We start from the raw sequence: 24245 nt of genomic DNA, 5'->3' as shown, positions 1-24245 counted from the left end.
CGTCCCCAATGACTACCCAATGACTAGGCCGCTTGCCTGCGATTTTTGACCGTTGGGCGGGCTTGCCCCCCTTGCCACAAAAACGTTTTTGCATATCGGGTACAACGAACTTTACGTGAGTAAAGTGCGCGCCGCGCCCGCGTGACGCGCTTTTAAAGGAGGCCCCATGCCTGGTGTTACCCCTGCAGAAGTTCTGTCCAACTTTGGTATTACGCTGGTCGAAGATCCCGCCGAGAATCATCCGCGTCTGCTGGTCGATCTACCTGCTGCGGAGCTCGTCGAGCACGCCATCCGCCGTGAAGAGGGCCGCATGGCATCCAACGGCGCGCTGGTAATCGAGACGGGGGAGCGCACCGGCCGTTCTCCCAACGACCGCTTTATCGTTGACACCCCCGATGTTCACGACAAGATCGCCTGGGGCGCCGTCAACCGCCCGCTTTCGATTGAGAGCTACGAGGCCATCAAGGCCGGCATCGTCGACTATCTCAACGAGCGCGACGTGTTCGTCACGCGCGGCATGGCGGGTGCCGACCGCAACCACACGCGTCGCCTGCTCGTTGCCTGCGAGCGCGCGAGCCAGGCGCTCTTCATTAAGCAGATGCTCGCCCGTCCGCTCGCTCGCGAAATTGCGCGCACCGGCGAGCCGGACTTTTGCGTGCTCGCGGCACCCGGGTACCAGTGCGACCCTGCCATCAAGGGCCTCAACTCCAGCGCCTCCGTGGTCATCAACTTCCAGGAACGCGTGATTCTGGTTGCCGGCACCGGCTACTCCGGTGAGATTAAAAAGTCCATCTTCAGCGTCATGAATTACCTGCTGCCCGTCGAGGACGATGTGCTGCCCATGCATTGCTCGGCCAGCATGGATCCCGTCACGCACGAGACCGCCGTGTTCTTTGGCCTGTCCGGCACCGGCAAGACCACGCTTTCGGCCAATCCCACGCGCCTGCTGATCGGCGACGACGAGCACGGTTGGTCCGACATGGGCATCTTCAACATCGAGGGCGGCTGCTACGCCAAGTGCGAGGGCCTGGACGAGTTTCACGAGCCCGAGATCTTCAACGCCGTTCGCTTTGGCGCGATCTGCGAAAACGTGGTGCTCGACGAGAACCGCAAGCCCAACTACGATGACGTCTCGATCACGCACAACACGCGCGTTGCCTATCCCGTCGAGCATATTCCCAACGCGTGGACCAAGGGCATGGGCACCACCCCGAGCGTCGTGCTGTTTTTGACCTGCGATGCCTTTGGCGTGCTGCCGCCTATCTCGCGCCTGACGGCCGATGCCGCCATGTATCACTTTGTGACGGGCTTCACCGCAAAGATCCCCGGTACCGAGGTCGGCGTCACCGAGCCCACGCCTACGTTCTCCTCGCTGTTCGGAGAGCCGTTTATGCCGCTCGACCCCATGGTCTATGCCAAGATGCTCGGCGAGCGTATCGCCGACGGTCGCACCCGCGTCTATCTGCTCAACACCGGCTGGATTGGCGGCGGTTATGGCGTGGGCCATCGCATCGAGCTTGCCTACACGCGCGCCCTGGTCGCACGCGCCCTCGACGGTACCATCGAGGACAGCGAGTTCTTGCACGACGATATCTTTAATGTCGACATTCCCACCACGTGCCACGGTGTGCCGGACGGCATCCTGGTGCCGCGCCAGTACTGGCAGAGCACAGCGCGCTACGACGAGGCCGCGCACAACCTGGCGGTGATGTTCGAGGAGAACTTCGAGAAGAAGTACTCGCACCTGCCCGAGTCCGTCAAGGCTGCCGGCCCGCACGCTCAGGTGTCCGCCGAGGCCCGTCATCGCGGCCGCGGCCTGCTGGGACTCCGCCACTAGCGTCGCCTCGAGTCCATATCCACCACAAAGAGGCAGGCGCCTTTGTGGTGGTTTTGCTCGTGTGGATGACTCGGGTTACAATGCGCCTGACATATCGTCCCCTTCTCCGGATGGGGGCAGCGTAAGCGCTCTTGTGACGGCACCGTAGGACTTTGAAGGTGGCCGTTGTAGGGGCGCTTTTTGTTTAGGCGCTCGCGTTGGCGCGAATTGCGAAAGGAGCACGTATGAAGAGCTTTGTTGCCGAGGATTCATTTTGGGAGCTATTTCCACAGGCGGCGATCGGTGTTGTGGTCGTGGAGGGCATGAAGCCCGCGGCTACGATTCCTCAAGAGGACGTGGACGCGATTGCGGCGCTGCTCGATCACGCCAATATCGATGCGGAGCGCCACCTGACAAGCGATACCATCAGCGAGAACGCGCCGGTCAAGGCTTGGCGCGAGGCCTATCGCCTGTTCAAGACCAAAAAGGGCGCCCGCTGCTCAATCGAGAACCTGCTTAAACGCGTGCTCAAAGGCAAGCCAGTGGGCCACATTACTCCCGCGGTGGATATTTACAACACGGTGTCGCTGACCTACGCGCTGCCCGTGGGAGGCGAGGATTTGCACGCGATTGAGGGAGACCTTCGCTTGGAGGTGACCGACGGTGGCGATGCATTCCTGCCGCTTGGCGAGGAGGCGGATGACCCGACGCTGCCCGGCGAGCTCGCCTACATCGATGATGCGGGTGCCGTGTGCCGCTGCTGGAACTGGCGCGACGGCGTTCGAACGGCTCTGTCCGACGATTCTGCCGATGCGTTCCTGGCGATTGAGTGTGTTGAGCCCGAGCGAATGGGGGACTGTCAGGCCGCGATCGATCGCTTAGCCGAGCTGCTTGAGCGCTATCTGGGAGCGACGGTTGTCGTCAAGACGCTTGTGACCCGCGATAACCCGCGCGTGGAACTCTAGCACGGGCCAAACCACCACACAAACCACCACAAAGGTGCTGTCCCCTTTGTGGTGGTTTTTATGTTGATGGGTTAACAATTGCGATATTTGGGTACGGGGGTTCCGGCATGCGGCTAAGATGTTTACCCGTTAGCATCATGCAAGCGAAAGGCGGTCGTCTCCCATGCAGCAGAACGACGAGACGCGTTTTGAGGACTTTGTTGGACTGATTAGCGGGCTCTACAAGGAGATCCAGCGCATTAAGGCATCTGAGGGCGCAAGGCTGGGCCTTAAGGGTTCCGATATCATGTGCCTGTACTATCTTGAGCGCAGCAAGGACGGCCTGACTGGTGCCGACCTCGCCCGCATGGCAGGCGTGACCCGCGCTGCCGTCTCGCGCACGCTGGCGCATCTGGAAGAGGGCGGCTACGTCGAGGTCGACGATTCGGGCGATGCCGCCGTTAAGTATCGCGCCCCGGTTCGCCTGACCACGTTGGGCGGCGAGAGCATGAATGAGGCCGATCGCATTATTCGCGAGGTGCTCGACGCCACCGGCAAGGCCATGGGCGTGGAGCAGCGCGAGCAGATGTACGCGTCGCTGCGTACGATTCTTGACACCCTGCGCGAGCTGTAGGGCCGCCTAGGCATTTGCTTCCCACTAACAACTGCATCGTCCCGTTTGAGCGCGTATACCGTGCCGGGGCATTGCTGTCAAAATTCCCTGCGCGGGACCTGCGCAAGAAAGGATTCGCTATGTCCGTCCGCATTATTACCGATTCCGCAAGCGATATGTCGCCGGCGGAGCACCCGGCACTGGCTGTTCTGCCGCTGTCCGTTACCTTTGGCACCGATGTGTACATGGATGGCGTCGACATCGATCACCAGCGCTTTTACGAGATGCTCGTGGAGCGCGATGAGGTGCCCAAGACCGGTCAGGTCAACCCGTACGCGTTTTCGCAGGCTATCGCCGAGGTTCGTGAGGCCGGCGATGAGGCCGTGATTATTACCGTGGGCGCTAAGCTTTCCGGCACCAATCAGAGTGCGCGCACCGCTCTTGCCGAGGCCCCGGGCGGCGATGTGTTCGTGGTAGACAGCAACAACGTCACCTTGGGCGAGCGCGTGCTGGTCGAGTATGCCCTGCGCTTGGTGGACGAGGGCCGTGGCGCTGCCCAGATCGCGGCGGCGGTCGAGGCCGTGCGCGACCGCGTGGTGGTTATCGGCCTGCTCGAGACGCTGGAGTACCTGGTGCGCGGCGGTCGCCTGTCTGCTGCGGCCGGCGCTGTGGGTACGCTGCTCAACGTAAAGCCCGTGGTGGCTGCCGAGGACGGTCTGATCGTGCAGCTGGGCAAGGCGCGCGGTTCCAAGAACGGTCGCAACCTGCTGAACCAAAAGGTCGAAAAGGCGGGCGGCGTCGACTTTTCCATGCCGCTGGCGCTCGGCTATACGGGCCTTTCGGATGCGGTGCTCAAGAAGTATATCGAGGACAGCGCCGCGCTGTGGGCTGGCCACACCGAGGGCGAGCTGCCCGTTCACACCATCGGCGCCACCATCGGCACCCATGTAGGCCCCGGTGCCGTAGCCGTAGCCTTCTTCCAGCCTGCCAACTAACCGACCTGCCAAAAAGGGACAGGTTTATTTTGGCAGGTTTTATCTGGGCAAACGCTACCTGCCATGCCATGTGATCCCTCGGCGATGACGGGGTTGCGGACCATCGGCCGCACGGAGGCCGCAAATGATCCGCAACCCTGCCGTCCCCGAGGGATCATTTGATTTATGCTGTTGCGAGCGGAAAGGAGCATCGATGGCGTCTGAGGGCTTTTTTGAGCGGGTGTACGAGGTAGTCGAGCAGATCCCTGAGGGGATGGTTGCCACGTACGGCCAGGTGGCGCTGCTCGCCGGCCGTCCACGAAGTGCGCGGTATGTGGGCTATGCGCTGCATAGCAATCCGCGCCCTGGTCAGATTCCCTGCCATCGTGTGGTGTTTGCCGATGGCAGCATTTGCGAGGGCTTTGCGTTTGGCGGCCCCGATGCTCAGCGCGAACTTCTGCTGGGGGAGGGCGTGGTGTTTGCCGATCCCATGCACGTCGACTTGGCTGCCTGTCGTTGGCCGGCTGGGTTATAGCGACTCGTTCGCGCTAAAACCACTACAAAGGTGCCTGTCCCCTTTGCGGTGGAACGCTGGCTCCATTGATGTTTCCCCAGAAAAAAACCTGCCAAAATAAATCACTCCCTAATTGGCAGGTTTACCGTGTCTAACTTATGGAGAAGGTGTGGCGGCGCGGTTTGATACGGCAAAGTAAACTAGGGCGAACTATATTGTATTCAACAACGGAGCAGGCAATAGGCGATGAAAAAGCCTGCCCTGTTGAGTTTGATTCGCATTCCTCCCCTCTGTGCGATTCAACGGTGTACTTCAGGAAAGCGCCCGTCGGCTGCCATGGTCGGCGGGCGCTTTCCTGTAAGCATGGGGCAAACCCATCAGGTCTGTTATCCCATAATGAGGTACTGACGTTTGGTTTTAGGGGGGGCACTAACTTTGATTGTTAGTCCCGCTTACAGCAACCGATCTTGGTAAATCCCTGCGGCGCTTCTTCGCCTGCGGGGATTCTTGGGCTGTCGCTTCCCAGATATGCTTCTACATGCCGCGCGAACGCTTGCCACGACCACTCGTCTTTATCGGCCTCAAGCCGATCGGGAGAAATCGCGTTGAACAGGCACGTTGGAATCTCGTGCTCGTGCAGATTCTTAGCGATACACGGTGTGCAGCCCTTCTCGTGGTTGACAGGGTTAAATGGGCATTTCCGGTCGTTGCAGGTACAAAACGCAACTGAGCTCATGGGACTCCTTCCGGTCGGTCGGGTCTGCCGTAAAAGCTGCCGCATGTTAAACAATAGGGTGTCATTGCTTAACAGGATATAGCCTCAAGGTGCTTGCGACTTAGGGGTTCTGCCAAGCGGCTGAATATCTCGGCGACCGACCTCTGAAGAAAACAAAACCGCCGCAACGAGGATTGTGCCAATCGCGGCGGTTTAGTTTGAGTGTTGTTTATTGCTCTCGACTAGTACACCATGCCCATGGCGTCCCGAACCTCTGCCAGCGTCTGCTCGGCAATCTCGTTGGCGCGACGGTTGCCCTCGTGCAGGACGTCCTTCACATAGTCCAGGTCGTTCTCGTAGCGCTGGCGACGCTCGCGGATCGGTGCGAAGTACCCGTTGACGGCCTCGGTCACGTACTTCTTGAGTTGGCCAGAGCCGCCCATGCCAATCTCCTCGGCAATCTCGACCTCGGAACGGCCGGTGCAGATGGCGGCGGTCGAAAGCAGACCGGACACGCCGGGGCGGTTCTCGGGATCAAACGTAATCATGCGCTCGGAGTCGGTCTGGCTCTTCTTGATGCGCTTGGCCGTCTCCTCGGCGGTCATCGAGATATTGATGGCGTTGCCGTAGCTCTTGCTCATCTTGCGGCCGTCCAGGCCGGGCAGCAGCGGGGTCTCGGACAGCAGCGCGTCGACCTCGGGGAACACCTTGCCGTAGCGGTTGTTAAAGCGGCGGGCGATGGTACGGGTGAGCTCGATGTGCGGCAGCTGGTCGCGACCGACGGGCACAACGTTACCCTTGCAGAACAGGATGTCGCAGGCCTGGTGTACCGGATAGGTGAGCAGAAGGCCGGTGAGCTCGTGGCCCGAGGCCTCCATCTCGGCCTTGACGGTGGGGTTGCGCGCCAGCTCGGCCTCGGAGACCAGCGACAGGAACGGCAGCATGAGCTGGTTGGCGGCGGGCACGGCGGAGTGCGTGTAGATCATGGTCTTGTCGGGGTCGATACCGCAGGCAAGGTAGTCCATGACCATGTTATACACGTTGTCCTGGATGTGCTCGGTGGTGTCGCGGTCGGTGATGACCTGGTAGTCGGCAATGAGCACGTTGGTCTTGGCGCCCATATTCTGCAACTCCACGCGGCCCTTGAGGGTGCCAAAGTAGTGGCCTAGGTGCAGACGGCCGGTGGGGCGGTCGCCGGTAAGCATGGTGAACTTCTTGGGCGTCTTGGCCAGGCCCTCGCGAATGGCGTTGCTCTTTTGCAGCGCGACTTCGTAGCTGTTCTCGTTTGGCATGATTGCTCCTAACGTATGTTCATGGGTCAAGATGATAACGCGTTTATTGAGAGGGGCGGGCGAAAGTGGGCAAGGGGGTGGTAAGGCGAGGCATGCGTGGCGGTCGAGGCGCGGTCACGAGCGGCCGACGGTAAGCAGAACAACCTTCTGCAGCAAACCTTAATACCTGTGGTGGCGCTCTCCCTTACGCTCCTCGGCCGCTTGCTCCTCCTGCTTAAAGGCGGGGTCGTCGGGGGTTATCAGCTCGTCTTCGTGCGTGCGCTTGTTGTAATGGTGGCGTAGCACGGGCTCAAACAGGTGCAGGTGCTTGGCGAAGGCTGCCGAGCCAATGCCAAGGACGGTAAAGATGAGCACGCGCATGGGGACTTCGACCTGGTTGATGGCGGCCGCACCGGCCGAAAGCAGGACACACCAGGCATAGATAAGCAGCACAGCTTGCTTTTGGTTATAGCCCTCTTGAATGAGGCGGTGGTGGATGTGGCCTTTGTCGGCCTGTCCAATGCTAATGTGGGCGCGCTTGCGGCGCACGATGGCGCTAAACGTGTCGATGATGGGCACACCGGCAACGATGAGCGGAATGATAAGCGAGGTGAGCGCGGCGGTGCGACTCACATTAAGCAGCGAAATGGAGCCCAGCGCAAAGCCCAGCAGCAGCGACCCCGAGTCGCCCAGAAAGATGCTCGCGGGGTTGAAGTTGTAGCGCAAGAAGGCCAGGCAGGCGCCAAACAACGCGATGGAGAGCGCGGCGGCATCGATGCGGCCCGAGAGAACGGCCATCGAGAACATCGTGAACGATGCGATGCCGCAGATGCCTGTGGCCAGGCCATCGAGGCCGTCGATGAGGTTGATAATGTTGGTGAACGCCACCAGGTAGACCACGGTGATGGGGTAGGCAAGCCAGCCGAGCATGATTTCGCCGGGGGCAACCGGGTTGACGATGACGCCGATTTTTAGGCCACCCACGCAGGCGATGAGCGCGGCGAGGACCTGGCCGGCGAGCTTTTGCTTGGGCTTAAGCTGGAAGACGTCGTCGATCGCGCCGGTCGCAAAAATGACGGTAAAAGAAAGCGCCAGCATGGGGTAGCTAATGTGCAGGCGCGGATGCGGGACCAAGACGGGCGGCCAGCCCAGATGCCAGGTGCCCATAATCTGAACGATGCAGGCAACGACCAGGCCCAAAAAGACCGCCGTACCTCCCAAGCGCGGGATGGGCTTGGTGTTGATACGGCGTTTTGAAGGATAGTCAACGGCGTCGAGCTTAATTGCCAGACGTTTAACCAGGGGCACCGTGAGGAAGGTCGTGATATATGCCGCGGCTGCCACGCAAAGGAACGGTATGTAGCTCGTGGATGAAGCCATGTATCAAAACCGCCAAGCGTCGAAGGAAAAGGTCAAAGGATGCCATGCCGCAAAGGGTATAGCTGACCCATGATACTCGACCAAAGGGGGTGCGGGGAATCGCGCCGATCGATAATCACGCGCTTACCAGATATTGGGATGGTGGCGGGGGTTCTACCGAGTGCCGTTGGGTGTCATACGGGATCTGCGATGGCAATTTTTGGCAAAATCGGCAAAAGAAAACCACCCCCCACGTTACGAAAATGAACCCACCTAAAACAGGTGGGTGCCCTCATCGACCGTTCCAGCGTCCTTAACAACGAAGGATACCTGTACTACGTACGACTGTGTGGGCTCCCTAAATAAACGCGACGGTTCACCCAGTTGCTCCGCGGGGGGCGGAATACCTACATCATAAAGCTGCACTTTATCGATTCCAGTCTTGACATTACAAAAATCGTGTCGGACGATTACGGCGCCTTGGGCTCGAGCCGTCTGCGCGGTTGGTCCTTTTGCGTTTGAGCTGCTGAATCGTTGTTTTGGAGCATGTTTTTATGCCGACGTCGTTGACCGAACTTTTTTCGCCCGCCTGCCATTTGTGTCCGCGGCGTTGCGGTGCGGCGCGCGATGAGGGTGCGCGCGGCGTATGCGGTGCTAACGACACACTCAAGGTGGCCCGTGCGGCGCTTCATATGTGGGAGGAGCCGCCTATCTCGGGCGAGGCCGGTTCGGGCACGATCTTCTTCAGCGGCTGCTCGCTCAAATGCGTCTATTGCCAGAACCACGAGATCTCGACGGGCAATTTTGGGCTTGAGATTATGCCCGAGCGCCTGGTCGAGATTATGTTGGAGCTGCAGGACCAGGGCGCGAACAATATTAACTTGGTGACGGCGACGCACTACGCGCACCTGCTGCCGGCGGCGATTGCCGCGGCACGGGCGCGCGGACTGGTCATCCCAATCGTCTACAACACAAGCGGTTATGAGCGCGCGAGTGCCGTGGCGGCGCTCGGCGATCTGGTCGATGTGTGGCTTACCGACTTTAAATATGCCGATGCGGGGCTTGCGCAGTCGCTCTCCCACATTAAGGACTACCCGCGTGTGGCCGTGTCGGGTTTGGCGCAAATGGCGCGCGAGATTGAGCGCCGTGGGGGAGAGCTGGTGGACGAGGACGGGCTCATGAAGCGCGGCATGATCGTGCGTCACCTGGTATTGCCGGGGCATGCGGACGATTCGTGTCGCGTGCTAGACCTGGTGTGGCAGACGGTGGGTGATGTGCCGATCTCGGTCATGAACCAGTACACGCCCAATGCGCTCATGCGCGAGCAGGGCGGCGACTTGGCGCGAGCCGTGACGCGCGAGGAGTACGAGCGGGTGCTCGACCATGCCGACGACCTGGGCTTTACGACGATGTTCTGGCAAGAGGGCGGCGCGGTAGACGAGAGCTTTACCCCAGCGTTCGACACCACTGGCGTCCTCACCAGCGCAAAGTAGCTCTTTTGAGCAGTCTTTTTGGGACGGGGCTATTTTAGCTGCCCCTGCCGTTAATCGTCCAAATCGTTTTCGCTATCTGCTTGGGTAGCTAAAATAGCCCCGTCCCAAAAAGACTGCTCCCGGTGGGGGTCGAGCTACCATCCGAAAAGTAGTCAAAAAAGCCCCGTCCCAAAAAGACTGGGTATTGGGCGTTGACAGTTGGCGAGCCGTAGGTAAAATATCAACTTGTCCTGGGGACGTAGCTCAGTTGGGAGAGCGCTGCCGTCGCATGGCAGAGGCCGAGGGTTCGACTCCCTTCGTCTCCACCCTTGGATTTGATAAGCCGTCGACATTGTGTCGGCGGCTTTTTTTGAAAGAAAGGGCTGCACCATGGCCGAGCTTGAGTCCCAACCATTGTCTGACGAGGAGCGCGCCGAGTTGGAAGAGCTCCGCGCCGAGAAGGCCCGCCGCGAGGAGCAGGAAAAGGCTCGTCGCGAGCGTGAGGAGCTGGCCGCCCTGCGTGCCGAGCATGCGAAGGCCGAGGAGGCTGCCGCGAGCGCCGCATCCGAGCCTGCGCCTGCTGCACCCAAGCCTCAGCCTAAGAAAGCCGCCCGCCCCAAGCCCGCCGAGCCCAAGCCGAGCCGTGATGAGATGACGTTTGCCCAGCGCATGGTCACTTCCAAGGAGCCCACGGCCGAGGGCGAGATCCCCGGTATGGCCCCGGCTCAAAAGATCATCATCGCGCTCGCCTTGGTCGCGTTTGTCGTCTTTATGGGCTACACGATCATGACCAGCATGGGCCTGCTCTAACCGATTTGCATCGGGCGTCATGTCCGCATGCTCTGCTCTCGTCCAACCCTCAACCTCTGCACCACGCATTTGAAAGGTCGCCCCATGGCTTTGACCGACATCTCGCATCCCACCGACATTGCAATGCTCACCGATCTGTACGAGCTCACTATGGCCCAGGGCCTGTGGGAGAGCGGCAAGGCCAATGAGCAGGGCTGTTTTACGGCGTTTTACCGCGACCATCCGTTTGGCAGCGCCTATGCCGTCATGTGCGGCACCGCCGAGCTGCCCGAGCTGGTCGAGAACCTGCGCTTTACGCCCGAGGATATCGACTACCTCGCCTCGCTCCAGGCCCCGGCCGGCGGCGCGATGTTCAAGCCTGAATTCCTCGACTACCTGCGCGATTTTCGTGCGCATGTAAACATCGACGCCGTCCCCGAGGGCGAGCTCGTCTTTCCGCGCGAGCCCATGGTGCGCGTCACCGGCCCCGCGCTGGAGTGCCAGCTGCTCGAGACGGCGCTGCTCAACATCGTCGGCTTCCAGACGCTTGTCGCCACCAAGACGGCGCGCGTGGTGTTGGCGGCGGACGGCCGTCCCGTGGCCGAGTTTGGCCTGCGCCGCGCCCAGGGTCCCGATGGCGGTCTGGCCGTCGCGCGCGCGAGCTACGTTGCCGGCTGTTCCTCTACGTCCAATGTGCTCGCCGGTCGCCGCTACGGTATTCCCGTCTTTGGCACGCATGCGCACAGCTGGGTGATGAGCTTCGATTCCGAGCTCGAGGCCTTCCGTGCCTTTGCCAAGTCGAGCCCCAAGAACTGCACGCTGCTCATTGACACTTATGATGTGCGCGAGGGCTGCGAGCATGCCATTACGGTTGCCAAGGAGATGGAGGCGGCGGGCGAGCGTCTGTCGGCCATTCGCATCGATTCCGGCGACCTCGCCAAGCTGTCCAAGTATGTCCGCGGCCGTTTTGATGCCGAGGGCTTGCCCTATGTGGGGATCTCGGTTTCCAACGATCTGGATGAATACACGATTCAGTCGCTGCTCGACCAGGGTGCGCCCATCGACAGCTTTGGCGTGGGCACTAAGCTCGCGACCTGCTACGACCAACCGGCACTGGGCGGCGTGTACAAGCTTTCCGCCCGCCGTGCGAGCGAGGCGGACCCGTGGACTCCGGTGGTCAAGCTCTCCGAGCAGCCCTACAAGCGCACGATTCCGGGCGTGCAGCGCGTGCGCCGCTATTACGACGGCTTTGGCGGCCCGGTCTGCGACATGATCTATGACGAGGACCATCTGGCGGGGAAGGGCGCCGCGCGCGGCAATACCCTCGTGGCCGTGAACGATGCCGCCCTGGTGACCGACGTGTCCGAGCTTGAGTATCGCGAGCTGCTGGCGCCGATCGTGCGCGATGGCAGCGCTGTTGCCCCGCGCGAGAGCATCGAGGCCGCACGCGAGCGTTGCGCTTGGGCGCTGGACCATCTGGATCCGGTCTACAAGCGGTTCCTGTACCCGCAGACCTATGTGGTGGGCATGGAGCAGGGCCTGGCGCAGGTGCGCGACGAGCTCGTGCGCAAGAACATGGCCGCGGCTTCTGCCTTCCCCTGGGCTCGCTAATTTTCTTGGGTGTAGGGTGGAATTACGTTTCCTCGGCCGTCAGCTCGCCCGAACCCTCAACAGTTGATTGGTTTGACGTATGACGACTTCTTATAAAACGATGGTGGTAAAGATCGGTTCGTCCACGGTGGTGGGCGCCGATGGCAAGGTCAACCGCGCCTTTATCGGCGGGCTTGCCGATCAGGCTGCTGCCCTGCGCAAGCTCGGCTGGCGTCTGGTCGTTGTGAGTTCGGGCGCCATTGCCTGTGGCTATCCCGTGCTGGGCTTTGACCGCAAGCCGGTCGGTGACCTGCCGAGCCTGCAGGCCTGCGCCTCGGCCGGTCAGTGCATCATCTCGTCGGCCTACGACGAGGAGTTCCATGCGCGGGACCTGCTTACCTCGCTCGTGCTGCTCACGCGTCACGACACGGCCCGTCGCACGTCCTATCTGCACGCGCGCGACGCGCTGCTGCGTCTGGTGGAACTGGGCGTGGTGCCGGTCGTCAACGAGAACGACACCGTTACCGTCGACGAAATCAAGTTTGGCGACAACGACACGCTGGCGGCGCTTGTGGGCTGCCTGGTTTCTGCCGACCTGTGCGTGACGCTCTCGGACATCGATGGCCTCTATACCGCCAATCCGCACGAGGACCCCACGGCCGAGTTCGTTCCGGTCGTGCATAAGATCGATGCCAAGATTATCGCCTCGGCGGGCGATTCTTCCACATCGGTTGGCACAGGCGGCATGATTACCAAGATCCGCGCGAGCCGCATCCTGATGACGGCAGGCATTCAGAGCGTGATTTGCTCGGGCGAGGAGCCCGATGCGCTCGTGCGCCTTGCCCGCGGCGAGAGCGTGGGCACGCTGTTCGATCCGCCGGCGGAGCGCCTGGACATTGCGCCCCGCAAGCTGTGGATTGCACTGGGCGACAAGGCGCATGGCTCGGTGACGGTCGATGACGGCGCCGCGAAGGCGCTGGTCAGCCGCGGTTCTTCCCTGCTTGCGGTGGGTATTCGCAAGGTCGATGGCACGTTTGCCGAGGGCGATGTGCTCGACGTGTGCGACCCGAGCGGTATGGTCGTCGCCCGCGGTATCGCCGAGGCCGATTCGGACGTGCTGGAGCTTGCAGCCGGACGCCGCCAGGACCAGATTGCCGGCAACCGCTTGCTGGCAGACTTGGCCGAAAAGCCCGCGATACACCGAGACAACTTGATCGTCTTTGCATAAAGAAAGACAGCGCTGCGGATCGTTTCCCGCAGCGCTGTCTTTCTCGTGCCGGCACTTGGGGACGTTCCTATTGTGCCGGCTGATGGGGGACACTCCTATGCTAGAAGATCTGGCGCAGGTCTCCGCGGTTGAGGGCCTCGTCGAAGAGGTGCTTGAACACCATGCTGCCGTGCAGGCCGTCGTGCTCGAACTCGTTCGTCACCCAGGCGTGTGAGTTGCCCACGCGGCTGAGCGTGTCGAGCTGCAGGCCCGAATCCACGTACATGTCGTCGAAATACACCGCGGCTTGGAGCGGCACCTCGTTGCAGGCCAGGCGCTGCGGGTCGTAGATCTTGTCCCAGCTGGTGTCTTCCATCAGCAGGTCCATGGCGGGCTTGAAGGGCTTGAGCTCGGGCATCTGCTCAAACATCCACGGGAACATGGCCTCACCGGTAAACATGAGTGGGCGCGCGAGGGTGTCGAACTCGGCACGATGGGCCTTTTCCTCGGCGGCTGCCCAGCCAATGGGCATCGTGTCGCCATCGGCGTAGATGAATTCCTGCAGCGTCCAGTACAGCGGATTCGTGCGCGTGTTGGTGCGCTCGAAGGCGCGCATCAAAAAGCTTTCTGATACCGAGGATCCGCAGCTCAACGTGCCGTCGCCGTCAACAAAAGCATGGTCGATAATCCAGTGCATGCGCTCAAAGCTCGGCTTCATGCCAAAGTCGCTGCCCATGAGCTGCAGGCGCTCGACCGTCATCGGCGAGCCGTCGGGCAGCGCGGGCTTTTGCTCCTCGAGGGCATCTGCCAGGGCCGCCACGCGCTCGACGTCGGCGGGGTAGCGGTCGTAATACTGCTGAGTCTTGGCCGCCATACGCGGGAAGGTGTGCGCGTAGACCTCGCTGGCACTCGCCGGTACGTGCGGAATGCCGCCGCAGGTAAAGCTCGCCGCCACGCCCTCGGGGAAGAGCGACAGATAGCTCAACGTCAAAAAGCCGCCGTAGCTTTGGCCGAGTGTGACCCAGGGCTTGCCGCCAAAGCCCACCAGGCGCAGGTACTCAAAGTCGCGCACGATGGAGCTGGCGAGGTGGCGCTTGAGAAAATCCGCCTGCGAGCGGGCCGCATCGGAGCCTGCCGCCTCGGCGCGCTCGCCCAGTGCGGCAATCGTGCGCCCGTCTACACAGCTGCTGCGCCCGGTACCGCGCTGGTCGGGCAGGACGACGCGGAAGTGCTTGACGGCCTCCTCGATCCAGCCGTCGCTTGTGGGCGACAGCGGACGCGGGCTCTCGCCGCCGGGGCCGCCCTGCAAAAAGAGGAGGAGTGGCAGGTCGTCGTTGATACGGTCGGGAGCGCAAACCACGCGGTAGAAAAGCTTGATGCTCTCGGGTGCGCCGGCGATGGGCGCCGGCATGGCGCCGCGGCGCATGGTGCTGCCGAAGGCCAAAAGCATTGGCTCCAGGCCGCGCCAATCCAAGGGGACGTCGATGCTGTGGTCCTCGACATAGAGGCCGGGGACGTGGTACGAAGTGATGAGGGCCATGCGGTACTTCCGTTCGTTGCGGTGTTTCGGGTTGACCAATTCTACCGCCATGCGCGAGGGCATGCACAAATCGGCTACCATGGTTGGCAAACTACTAAGAGAAAGGGCCGCCCATGTCGGTCGATATAGCCACGTATGTCCACGATCTTGCCGTTGCCGCCAAAGCAGCGTCGGCCTCGCTTGCCACGGCGAGCGACGAGCAGCGCCAGGAGGCCGTGCGCGCCATGGCCGCGGCGCTGCGCGATGGCGTCGATTCCATCGTCGCCGCCAACGAGCTCGATATGTCCGCTGCGCGCGATGCGGGCACCTCGGCGGGGCTCCTCGACCGTCTGCTGCTGACGCCCGAGCGCGTCGAGGGCATGGCCGCCGGCCTGGAGAAGCTCGCTGAGCTGCCCGATCCTGTCGGCCGCGTGCTCGACCACCGCGTACTTGCAAGTGGTGTGGACCTCACCCGCGTGAGCGTGCCGCTGGGCCTGGTCGCCATGGTCTATGAGGCGCGCCCCAACGTGACGGCCGATGCCGCGGGCATCTGCATCCGCACCGGCAACGCCTGCATTCTGCGCGGCGGTTCGCTGGCCTATCACTCGTGCGCCATGATTGCCGAACTGCTGGCCGATGCGCTCGAGGCCAAGGGTTTCCCGCGCGAGGCTATCTCGATGATCGAGTCCACCGATCGCGAGGCCACCGGCGAGCTCATGAAGCTTCGCGGCATCGTCGACGTGCTTATTCCGCGTGGCGGTGCAGGCCTGATCCAGCGCTGCGTGCGCGAGTCGCTTGTGCCGGTTATCGAGACGGGCACGGGCAACTGCCACATCTACGTGCATGAGTCGGCCGACTTTGATAAAGCGCTCAACATTATCGTCAATGCTAAGACCCAGCGAGTGGGTGTGTGCAACGCCGCCGAGTCGCTGCTTGTGGACCGCGCCGTGGCAGATTCGTTTTTGCCGGCGGTCGTGGCCGTGCTGCACGACCACGGCGTGCTGATTCACGGCGACGAGGCCGCGTGTGCCGCATGCGCCGACGCCGGTCTTGCCGAGGGCGATGACTTTGTTGCCGCGACCGAGGAGGACTGGGGCCGCGAGTACCTGGCGCTCGAGATGAGCGTGAAGGTCGTGGCGAACGAGGACGAGGCCATCGCGCACATCAACCGCTATGGCACTATGCATTCCGAGGCCATCATCGCCGAGGACGCGGACGCTTGCGAGCGCTTTTTGGATGAGATCGATGCCTCGGCCGTGTATGCCAACGCCAGCACGCGCTTTACCGACGGCGGCGAGTTTGGCCTGGGTGCCGAGATCGGCATTTCGACCCAAAAGCTCCACGCCCGCGGCCCCTTTGCCGCCGAGGCCCTCACCACCTACAAATACAAGCTCCGTGGCACCGGCCAGGTCCGCCCCTAAACCTACCAAAAAGGGACAGGTTTATTTTGGCAGGTTTTATCTGCGGTTTTGCCGGGCGACGCGTTCGCCCGGCTTTTTTCTCCGTATGCCTTTTCTGCCTTTCGGCTTGAGCCGCGGCGATATACGATAGTGACACCGTGTCTTAGCACCGACTCACCTGGAGGTATTGCCATGTCTCAGACGCTTTCCGCCGGAATCACCCGCGACCGTGCGTTCGAATTGCTCAACGAGCACAACAAGGACCCGTTCCACATCACCCACGGCGAGACGGTCGAGGGCACCATGCGCTACTTTGCGCGCGAGTTCGACCCCGAGAACGAGGAGTTTTGGGGCATCGTCGGACTGCTGCACGACTTGGATTGGGAGGAGCATGAGGACGACCCCGTGAACCACACCATCTATGCGGCCGAGATCCTCGAGGGCGAGGGCGCATCGCCCGAGCTCATCCGCGCCATCCAGACGCATACCTCGGACTTCAATACCTCGCTGCCCAAGCCCGAGCTGCAGATGGAAAAGATCCTGTTTGCCTGCGACGAACTTACCGGCCTGATCGGGGCTGCCGTCATCATGCGTCCGAGCAAGAGCGTCATGGACTTTACGACCAAGTCGCTCAAGAAGAAGTTCAAGGACAAGCGCTTTGCCGCCGGCTGCTCGCGCGACGTGATTACGCAGGGCGCCGAGATGCTGGGCTGGGAGCTCCCCGAGCTTTTCGACCGCACCATCGCGGCCATGCAGTCCTTCGCGCCCGACCGCGACACCTTCCAGGCCTAACCTGCCAAAAAGGGACAGGTTTATTTTGGTAGGTTTTATCTGGGAAGACGCTTCCGTTGGACGTTATTCAGCGGAAGCGTTTTCTGTTTAACATGGTGGCGCTTGCGAATGGCGGCGCCTCGCGACAGGCAGCTGCGCTTCGCCGTATCCGTAACGCGGTAAACGCGACGCTAGGACGCGTTCTTGATAATCCATGTTCCGAGTCCGGTCAACAGCTGAACCTGCTTAACGGTTAGCCCTTCTTTTCGAAGCGCGAGAATCGCCTCATTGCGAAGTGGCTTGGAGACGGATTTGAGTTCCGTCGGAGCGCATCCTGCGACGCTTTGCACGATTGCCGTGCCAAATGAATATGGTTTCCCATAAGGCACCAAGCGATAAGCTCGATATTGTGTTTGGGGAGGATTGCATCGAGGATCTGAAGCATGGCGATTCGGTCCTCGGCATCGTCAAACAGCAATTGCCCTCCGTTTCCACGCGACGTGACGTGGAAATAACCGGTTGGTGACTTTGAACGAGGTTTTCTCGGCATGGCCCCTCCTTTAGCTTGGATGGGCTGAAGATACCTCATTCGGGGGCTTCGGTTGTCGAGATTCAGTTTACCGACTATAGCTGCTACCTGCCGAAATGTTATTGCGTTTTCAAATTGATGCTTTTTAATGGTAATTGAGCAAGACGGGCGCGCTTGCTGTGGATGCGGGCGTTGGTTGCGTCGATCTGGACGGCCCTCGCGTGATGTCATCACAAATGGGCTTCACGCATTTTCGCGGCGATAGAAAAATGGCCGGGGCTTACAAACAAAACGGAGCACCCGACCATTTACCAATTGTTTGTTGACGTTTGGCCAGATAAAACCTGTCAAAATAAACCTGTCCCTTTTTGGCAGGTTAGTTGAGGGCGGCTTGGGATAGGCGGGCTTCGGCGTCTTCCTCGGTGACGCCCAGGGCCACGGCAATCTCCTCGATGGAGCGGCGCTTGGCTTCCTTGAGTACGCGCATGTAGTAAGAGCTGGGTTTTTTATCTGCTTCCTCGGCCTGGCGAATACGGTGCATCATGGTTTTTGCCACGCGGACCGTCTCGGGCGCACCCAGCTTGAGCTGCTGCTTAAAGTGCGTCTCCTCGAGCGAGCTGTTGCGCTCGGTAAAGGTGTCGCACTCCAGCTCGTCGTAATGGCTCAGTAGGTGCTCGGCATCTTGCTGGGAGATGGCGGCATGCAGACGGTCGGCCTGCGCCACGGGGTACATGAGGATCGTCTGCGCATGTCCCTGCTTGGTCTCGAGCAACAGCATGGGCTGCGGTGTGTCTTCCCTAAAACCGACGACGGTGCAGACTCCCTGACCCGGATGAATGACGTGTTGACCGATTGAGAACATGCTACCTCCAACTTATACGAATTTACGTATGTCTAGAATACCACGCTGACGTGCGCAAACCCTTACTTTATGCAAGAAAAGCACACAAATCTGATAGGTAAGAGTATTCGATATTCTGAGCTGCCCATGCAGATGTTTATGCATTTTCGGCGGGTGCACAACCAGCAGGCAGACCGCCATCTTTGAATGGCCTTGCGACAGCTGTAGTCAATTTTGTGCATATGCAATATCGATTGACTTTACCCTGCGACAGTAGTTACCGCTTGTGATAGAGTGCTGCAAACTCTGGCTTTTGCCCTACGAGTGACCAAGAGCTCGGGGGCTTTAACACAAGGAGGATCTATGCCCGAGAAGATTGAAGAGCTGGTACGCGCTGCGCTTGCTGCGGCCCAGGAGGCCGGCGACCTTTCCGCATTTGAACTTGACGATTGCGCTATCGAGCGACCGGCTGACACTTCTCATGGCGAGTGGACCTCCACCATGGCCCTGAAGTCCGCCAAGCTGGCTCACTGCGCCCCGCGCAAGATCGCCGAGGCCGTCGTTGCCCATATGCCCGAGGACCCCGCGATCGAGAAGGTCGAGATCGCCGGCCCCGGCTTCATCAACTTCTACCTCTCCGTCGCCGTTAAGAACGCCATCTTCGGCGAGGCTCGCGAGAAGGGCATGGACTTCGCTAAGTCCAACGTCGGCGGCGGCCTGAAGACCCAGGTCGAGTTTGTCTCCGCCAACCCCGTCGGCCCCATGCATATTGGCCATGGCCGTTGGGCCGCTCTGGGCGACTCCCTCTGCCGTGTTATGGACCATGCCGGTTACGATATCCAGCGTGAGTTCTATATCAACGACCACGGCTCTCAGATGAACACCTTCGGCAACTCCATCAGCACGCGCTATATGCAGCTTGCCGACATCATCGCCAAGCAGGGCGTGGATATCGACGAGGCTCACAAGCTGCTGATTGCCGACCGCGATGCCTTTGTTGCCGACGAGAACGACGAGCATCCCGAGACCCATCCGTATCAGGACAACTTTGCCGAGACTCTGGGCAAGGATTCCTACGGCGGCGACTACATCATCGACGAGGCCGCCGAGTTCTGGCGCACCGACGGTGACAAGTGGGTCGACGCCGATCCGCAGGAGCGTATGGAGAGCTTCCGCGAGCGCGGTTATGTAAAGATGGTCGACAACATGCGCGACCTTTGCCATGCCGTCAACTGCGACTTCGATCGTTGGTTCTCCGAGCGCTCGCTGTACGTGAAGGACACCGAGGGCGAGACCGCCGGCACCTCCGCTGTCGACCGCGCTTTTGAGAAGCTCGACAAGATGGGCTACCTCTACACCAAGGACGGCGCTCTGTGGTTCCGCTCTACCGACCTGGGTGACGACAAGGACCGCGTCCTGATCAAGTCCGACGGCGAGTACACCTACTTCGCCTCCGACGTCGCCTATCACTGGGACAAGTTCCAGCGCGTCGACCACGTCATCGACATCTGGGGCGCCGACCACCATGGCTACATCGACCGCGTCCGCTGTGTCTGCGACGCTCTTGGCTATCCCGGCAAGTTCGAGGTTCTGCTGGGCCAGCTCGTCAACCTGCTGCGCAACGGCAAGCCCGTCCGTATGTCCAAGCGCAAGGGCACCATGGTGACCCTGCAGGAGCTCGTCGACGAGGTCGGCTCCGACGCCGCCCGTTACACGCTCATCTCCAAGAGCTCCAACCAGATGGTCGACTTCGATATCGAGGCCGTTAAGAAGCGTGATAACTCCAACCCGGTCTACTACGTGCAGTACGCTCACGCTCGTGTGTGCTCCATTCTGCGCCGTGCCGCTGACGTTACGCCCGAGCAGGCTGACGAGATGGGCATGAAGGCCGTCGCCGCCAAGGCCATCGGCGAGAACGTCGACTACTCGCTGCTGACCGACCCCACCGAGCTTGCCCTTTCGCGTAAGCTCAACGAGCTCACCGACCTCATCGCCAGCTGCGCTCGCGACCGCGCCCCGTTCCGTCTGACGCACTTTGCCGAGGAGCTCGCCGGCGACTTCCACAGCTTCTACGCTGCCTGCCAGGTGCTTCCGAGCGAGGGCCGTCCCGTCGATCCCGAGCTTTCGCGCGCCCGTCTGGCCGCTTGCGACGCCGTCCGCGTGACGCTCGCCCTGGTGCTCACTCTGGTTGGCGTTTCTGCACCCGAGCAGATGTAATCTACGGGTCGTTTGACCGTGTAGGTTTGGCTTTGCTGAGCCCTATAAGCCCGATCTCCATGCGGAGGTCGGGCTTTTTGCGTTTGGCGGGGCTTTTGGCGTGTTGGAAAATGCTACAAAAACGCAACTATACCGGTTTACGGGGCTGAATCGCTGCCTGGCGACCATAGCAACAGCAGCGAAAATAAAATCGCAGGTAGACGGCTTGCCGAATATTAAAAATGCAGGGTATGGTTGGCTTACGCCGTTCTTGCACCGTAATCCGCGAACGTTTTGAAAACGACCCCTTGGGGACGGAGAAAAACGGATCATTTTTGTCCGGTGGGAGAGCGGTGCGAAACCGTCCGCCACGAATCGGGCTTATCTACTACGTTTAGTCGCATACCCCGAACCATGCCGAAAAGTACGATATTAAAACCGCAGGTAGCGGGCTTGCGATTTTAGGAAGATCGAGGGGATGGTCAGGGGTCGCGGGTCAAACGTAGTAGATAGGCGCGTTTCGTGGCGCGGCTATTCCGGATGCCACGGCTTCACTCCTCTGGTGCGACAGAGGAAGCGCTTTTGAGGGAGAGTGTCCCTTTTGACCAGTTGTATAAGAACGTCCAATGACTAAGTTGCAGGTGGTGGCGGTTGTGTTACACTAACGCTGCGTATTTGACGCAATCATCTCGATACAGATCAATGATGCCCGTTGTGTTTTGAACGGAGCTAGACTGTTTAGCCGCCCTGAAGGTTTATGCAGGGAGCATGTGATCACAGGGCTTTAAAAGAAAGTTGAGCAAACACTGTGTCTGATCAACAGCAAGAAAATGAAATAAGCACGGCACAAACCACTCCCACTGCACCGGTTGCGTTGGACCAGATCGCGAAACCCGCACCGTCGCAGGCGTCGGTCCCCGAGACACACCAGAACGCTGCCTCGGCTTCGAGTGAGAACCCTGTTCCCGTCGCGCCTGCTACCGGGGAGGAGGCTGCGCTCGTGAAGCCCAAGCGCACGCGTCGTGTGGCCAAGCCCGCTGCGGATGGCGATGAGGCTGCAAAGCCCAAACGCCGCACCACGCGCACGACGCGTGCCAAGCGTCCGGTTTCAGCCGAGGTTTCGGCGCCGCTTTCAGATGAGGTTGCGCAGGCCCGCGCGCTTGCGCAGATCAGCGAAGCCCAGGTTGTTCGTGCTCGCCGTCGTGCCGCCGAGCGCGATGCCGCGGCTCTGACCGAGCTCGCGGCTCCGTCCGCCCCCGAGGCGCCTTCGGCTCCGGCTCCCGAGCAGGTAGCAGAAACGCCGGCTCCGCGCACGCGCCGTCGCACGGCGGCCAAGGTCCAGCAGGCTGCCGAGCAGGTTTCGTTCGATGCCGCCGAGACCCCGGTTCGCTCTGCGGCGGAGGAGGACGCTTCCTCTGCTGAGTCTGTCGTGCCTGCCGAGGCCGGCGCTGCATTTGTCGTCGATCCTGCTTTGCGCCCGCATCGCCGCGGCCGCAAGCCCAAGGCATTTGTCGAGGCGGAGAAGGCGGCCGCTGCCGCGGCTTCTGTCCAAGATGCCCCGGCGTTCGTCGAGCCTACAGCGGCTGTCGTGGTTTCGGCCGAGGGTGCTGATGTTCCTGAGGTCGCTGTTTCTGCCGCTGCCGAGTCTGCCGACGTTCGTCCCGGGCGCAGCCGTCACACCGCAGCCAAACGCCCAGCTAAGGCAGAGGCGAAGTCCGGCGCCGAATCTGCGGTAGCTGAGTCTACCGAGGCGAGTGTCGACACGACTCCCGAGACGGAGGGCGCCGATCGGTCGGCAGGCGAGAAGCCCAAGCGCACGCGCAAGAAATCTTCCAAGACCAAGTCTGCCGAACAGCAGGGGGATGCTGAGCAACAGCCCGAGTCCGACGCTAAGTCGGACGGCGAGACCCCGGCGACCGCCGATGCGCCCACGACACCTGCCGTCGAGAGCGCTGAGGCCGAAGAGGGTTCCCGCCCCAACCGCCGTCAGCACAAGCGTAACGATGAGCGCAGCGAGCGCAAGGATGATCGTAACAACGACCGCCGCAGCCGTCAGCGCGACCGCAAACAGCGCAATAAGGAGCGCAATGCTGCTCCGACTGAGCCCACGCTTTCGCGCGAGGAGCTCGCGGCCATGAAGGTCGCCGAGCTGCGCGAGAAGGCCAAGGAGTTCGAGATCGAGACGACCGGCAAGAAGAAGGCCGAGCTCGTCGAAGAGATCTACACCACAGCCGCGAAGGCCGAGGGCTTCCGCGATATTAAGGGCATCCTGCAGATTCGCCCGGACAGCTCCGGCATCATCCATGCCCACGGCTACATGAAGTCCAATGACGACGCCTTCGTGCCCGCCTACCTCATCCGCTCCGCGCGTCTGCGCACGGGCGACGTGATCGAGGGTTCGCTTCGCCCCTCGCGCGGCGGCGACAAGCGTGCCGGTCTCGCCAAAATTACGACCGTCAACGGTCTTGATCCTGAGCAGGCCCGTAACCGCCCCAAGTTCGGCGATCTCACGCCGGTCTACCCCAATGAGCCGCTGCGCATGGAGCATGGCAAGGATTCCATTACCGGTCGCGCCATCGATATCGTGTCGCCGATCGGCAAGGGTCAGCGTGGCCTGATCGTGTCACCGCCCAAGGCCGGTAAGACCACGATTCTCAAGAAGATCTGCCAGTCTATCTCGATCAACAACCCCGAGGTGCACCTCATCTGCCTGCTCGTCGACGAGCGCCCCGAAGAGGTCACCGATATGCAGCGCTCCATTGAGGGCGAGGTCGTGGCCTCCACCTTCGATATGCCCGCCGACAACCATACCCGCGTGGCCGAGCTCGTCATCGAGCGCGCCAAGCGCATCGTGGAGTTGGGCGGCGACGTCGTGGTGGTTCTCGACTCTATCACGCGTCTTGCCCGTGCGTACAACCTGGCGGCGCCCGCCTCGGGCCGCATCCTTTCGGGCGGCGTCGATTCGGCGGCCCTGTATCCGCCTAAACGCTTCCTGGGTGCTGCCCGCAATATCGAAAACGGCGGCTCACTCACCATCCTTGCTTCCGCCCTTATCGATACCGGCTCCAAGATGGACGAGGTCATCTTTGAGGAGTTCAAGGGCACCGGCAACATGGAGCTCAAGCTCGATCGCGATCTGGCCGACCGCCGCATCTTCCCGGCCATCGACCCCGTTGCCTCGGGCACGCGCAACGAGGACCTGTTGGTCGACGAGCAGATGCGCCCGTTTGTCTTTGGCCTGCGCCGCATCCTCGCCGGCATGAACAATACCGAGCGCGCGGCAGCGTCGTTTATCAAGGGCCTTAAGGGCACTAATACCAACCAGGAATTTTTGGTGCGTTCGGCCAAAAAGCACAGCGATTACGAGCAGATGTTCTAGTCCGTCCGCTGCATGCGACAGCAACCATAGACATGTCAGAAGGGCCGGGGTTTAGATCCTGGCCCTTTTCGTATAGCCGCTCGCCAACGATTATTGACCTCACGACCGGCAAGCAGCGATTTTCCCGTTTCAATTCCGGTTGATTTCCGATCTCAACCGAACACATTGAGCTGATGGCACGCTCCCGCAGTTAACCGAACGTCCCCGCGGCCCCTCTCGGGCCCCGGGGGCGCCGTTTTCCCAGTTGAAGGAATGGTGGAGATGTGTTTCGATGGGTCCGGTGGCCATGCTCCGCCCGCCGCCCGGCACCTCTTCCCAGACTCAGCCGGACGGTCGGTCCGTCTAT

18 protein-coding genes and 1 tRNA gene are annotated in these 24245 nt (G+C 61.1%); 14 read left to right on the top strand and 5 right to left on the bottom strand.

The features are described from left to right. Window positions 1-166: 166 nt before the first annotated feature. The 5 genes from pckA to ACTQ1E_RS07165 all read left to right on the top strand — a co-directional run bounded on the left by pckA (window position 167) and on the right by ACTQ1E_RS07165 (window position 4882). Window positions 167-1837, top strand: coding sequence for a phosphoenolpyruvate carboxykinase (ATP) (gene pckA / locus ACTQ1E_RS07185; RefSeq protein WP_441565548.1), 1671 nt, complete (start codon window positions 167-169; stop codon window positions 1835-1837). Between the two features lie 224 nt (window positions 1838-2061). Beyond that, window positions 2062-2781: a B3/B4 domain-containing protein gene (locus ACTQ1E_RS07180; RefSeq protein WP_441565546.1), complete on the top strand. Its 720-nt coding sequence runs from the start codon at window positions 2062-2064 to the stop codon at window positions 2779-2781. Window positions 2782-2944: 163 nt separating this feature from the next. Continuing rightward, complete coding sequence (locus ACTQ1E_RS07175; RefSeq protein WP_154515655.1) at window positions 2945-3394, top strand: MarR family winged helix-turn-helix transcriptional regulator; 450 nt, start codon at window positions 2945-2947, stop codon at window positions 3392-3394. Window positions 3395-3513: 119 nt separating this feature from the next. Next, window positions 3514-4368 (top strand): DegV family protein, encoded by an 855-nt coding sequence (locus ACTQ1E_RS07170; RefSeq protein ID WP_441565544.1) that lies wholly within the window; start codon window positions 3514-3516, stop codon window positions 4366-4368. Window positions 4369-4561: 193 nt separating this feature from the next. Then, a complete protein-coding gene (locus tag ACTQ1E_RS07165; protein ID WP_441559671.1) occupies window positions 4562-4882 on the top strand; it encodes an MGMT family protein in 321 nt (106 codons plus the stop codon). A 421-nt stretch (window positions 4883-5303) separates the two neighbouring features. Here ACTQ1E_RS07165 and ACTQ1E_RS07160 read toward each other — a convergent pair whose 3' ends face one another. The 3 genes from ACTQ1E_RS07160 to ACTQ1E_RS07150 all read right to left on the bottom strand — a co-directional run bounded on the left by ACTQ1E_RS07160 (window position 5304) and on the right by ACTQ1E_RS07150 (window position 8227). Further along, window positions 5304-5597: a DUF6485 family protein gene (locus tag ACTQ1E_RS07160; RefSeq protein WP_195838532.1), complete on the bottom strand. Its 294-nt coding sequence runs from the start codon at window positions 5595-5597 to the stop codon at window positions 5304-5306. Between the two features lie 221 nt (window positions 5598-5818). Continuing rightward, window positions 5819-6868 (bottom strand): tryptophan--tRNA ligase, encoded by a 1050-nt coding sequence (gene trpS, locus ACTQ1E_RS07155; protein ID WP_441565542.1) that lies wholly within the window; start codon window positions 6866-6868, stop codon window positions 5819-5821. Window positions 6869-7027: 159 nt separating this feature from the next. Then, entirely contained in the window at window positions 7028-8227 is a 1200-nt protein-coding gene (locus ACTQ1E_RS07150; RefSeq protein WP_427719528.1) for an MraY family glycosyltransferase, read from the bottom strand. 533 nt (window positions 8228-8760) lie between these two features. Between ACTQ1E_RS07150 and ACTQ1E_RS07145 the strand changes: the two genes are divergently transcribed. From ACTQ1E_RS07145 to proB, 5 genes are all read left to right on the top strand, one after another. After that, window positions 8761-9699 (top strand): radical SAM protein, encoded by a 939-nt coding sequence (locus ACTQ1E_RS07145; protein ID WP_441041879.1) that lies wholly within the window; start codon window positions 8761-8763, stop codon window positions 9697-9699. 232 nt (window positions 9700-9931) lie between these two features. Continuing rightward, a tRNA-Ala gene (locus tag ACTQ1E_RS07140) sits at window positions 9932-10004 on the top strand. A 64-nt stretch (window positions 10005-10068) separates the two neighbouring features. Further along, entirely contained in the window at window positions 10069-10488 is a 420-nt protein-coding gene (locus tag ACTQ1E_RS07135; RefSeq protein WP_441565539.1) for a hypothetical protein, read from the top strand. Between the two features lie 84 nt (window positions 10489-10572). Continuing rightward, window positions 10573-12078, top strand: coding sequence for a nicotinate phosphoribosyltransferase (locus ACTQ1E_RS07130; RefSeq protein ID WP_427747466.1), 1506 nt, complete (start codon window positions 10573-10575; stop codon window positions 12076-12078). A 79-nt stretch (window positions 12079-12157) separates the two neighbouring features. Continuing rightward, entirely contained in the window at window positions 12158-13285 is a 1128-nt protein-coding gene (gene proB / locus ACTQ1E_RS07125) for a glutamate 5-kinase (RefSeq protein WP_441565537.1), read from the top strand. A 100-nt stretch (window positions 13286-13385) separates the two neighbouring features. Here the strand turns inward: proB and ACTQ1E_RS07120 are convergent, their stop codons facing one another. Next, on the bottom strand, window positions 13386-14804 hold the full coding sequence (locus tag ACTQ1E_RS07120; protein WP_441546407.1) for an alpha/beta fold hydrolase: 1419 nt from the start codon (window positions 14802-14804) through the stop codon (window positions 13386-13388). A gap of 113 nt (window positions 14805-14917) precedes the next feature. On the opposite strand from ACTQ1E_RS07120, the gene ACTQ1E_RS07115 reads away from it, so the two are divergent. After that, window positions 14918-16204 carry a glutamate-5-semialdehyde dehydrogenase gene (locus tag ACTQ1E_RS07115; protein WP_441565535.1) on the top strand — a complete coding sequence of 429 codons (1287 nt, stop codon included), beginning with the start codon at window positions 14918-14920 and terminating at the stop codon, window positions 16202-16204. Between the two features lie 171 nt (window positions 16205-16375). Continuing rightward, complete coding sequence (locus ACTQ1E_RS07110) at window positions 16376-16975, top strand: HD domain-containing protein (protein ID WP_427747469.1); 600 nt, start codon at window positions 16376-16378, stop codon at window positions 16973-16975. 884 nt (window positions 16976-17859) lie between these two features. On the opposite strand, the gene ACTQ1E_RS07105 is transcribed toward ACTQ1E_RS07110, so the two are convergent. Further along, a complete protein-coding gene (locus tag ACTQ1E_RS07105) occupies window positions 17860-18345 on the bottom strand; it encodes a CarD family transcriptional regulator (protein ID WP_427727935.1) in 486 nt (161 codons plus the stop codon). A gap of 342 nt (window positions 18346-18687) precedes the next feature. Between ACTQ1E_RS07105 and argS the strand changes: the two genes are divergently transcribed. Then, complete coding sequence (argS, locus tag ACTQ1E_RS07100; protein WP_427796045.1) at window positions 18688-20541, top strand: arginine--tRNA ligase; 1854 nt, start codon at window positions 18688-18690, stop codon at window positions 20539-20541. A gap of 979 nt (window positions 20542-21520) precedes the next feature. Further along, window positions 21521-23899 (top strand): transcription termination factor Rho, encoded by a 2379-nt coding sequence (gene rho / locus ACTQ1E_RS07095; protein WP_441565533.1) that lies wholly within the window; start codon window positions 21521-21523, stop codon window positions 23897-23899. Window positions 23900-24245 lie beyond the last annotated feature (346 nt).

This window comes from Collinsella sp. LCP21S3_C7 (genome assembly GCF_052118485.1).
GTDB lineage: Bacteria > Actinomycetota > Coriobacteriia > Coriobacteriales > Coriobacteriaceae > Collinsella.
This window is presented reverse-complemented; position numbering and strand designations above follow the sequence as displayed.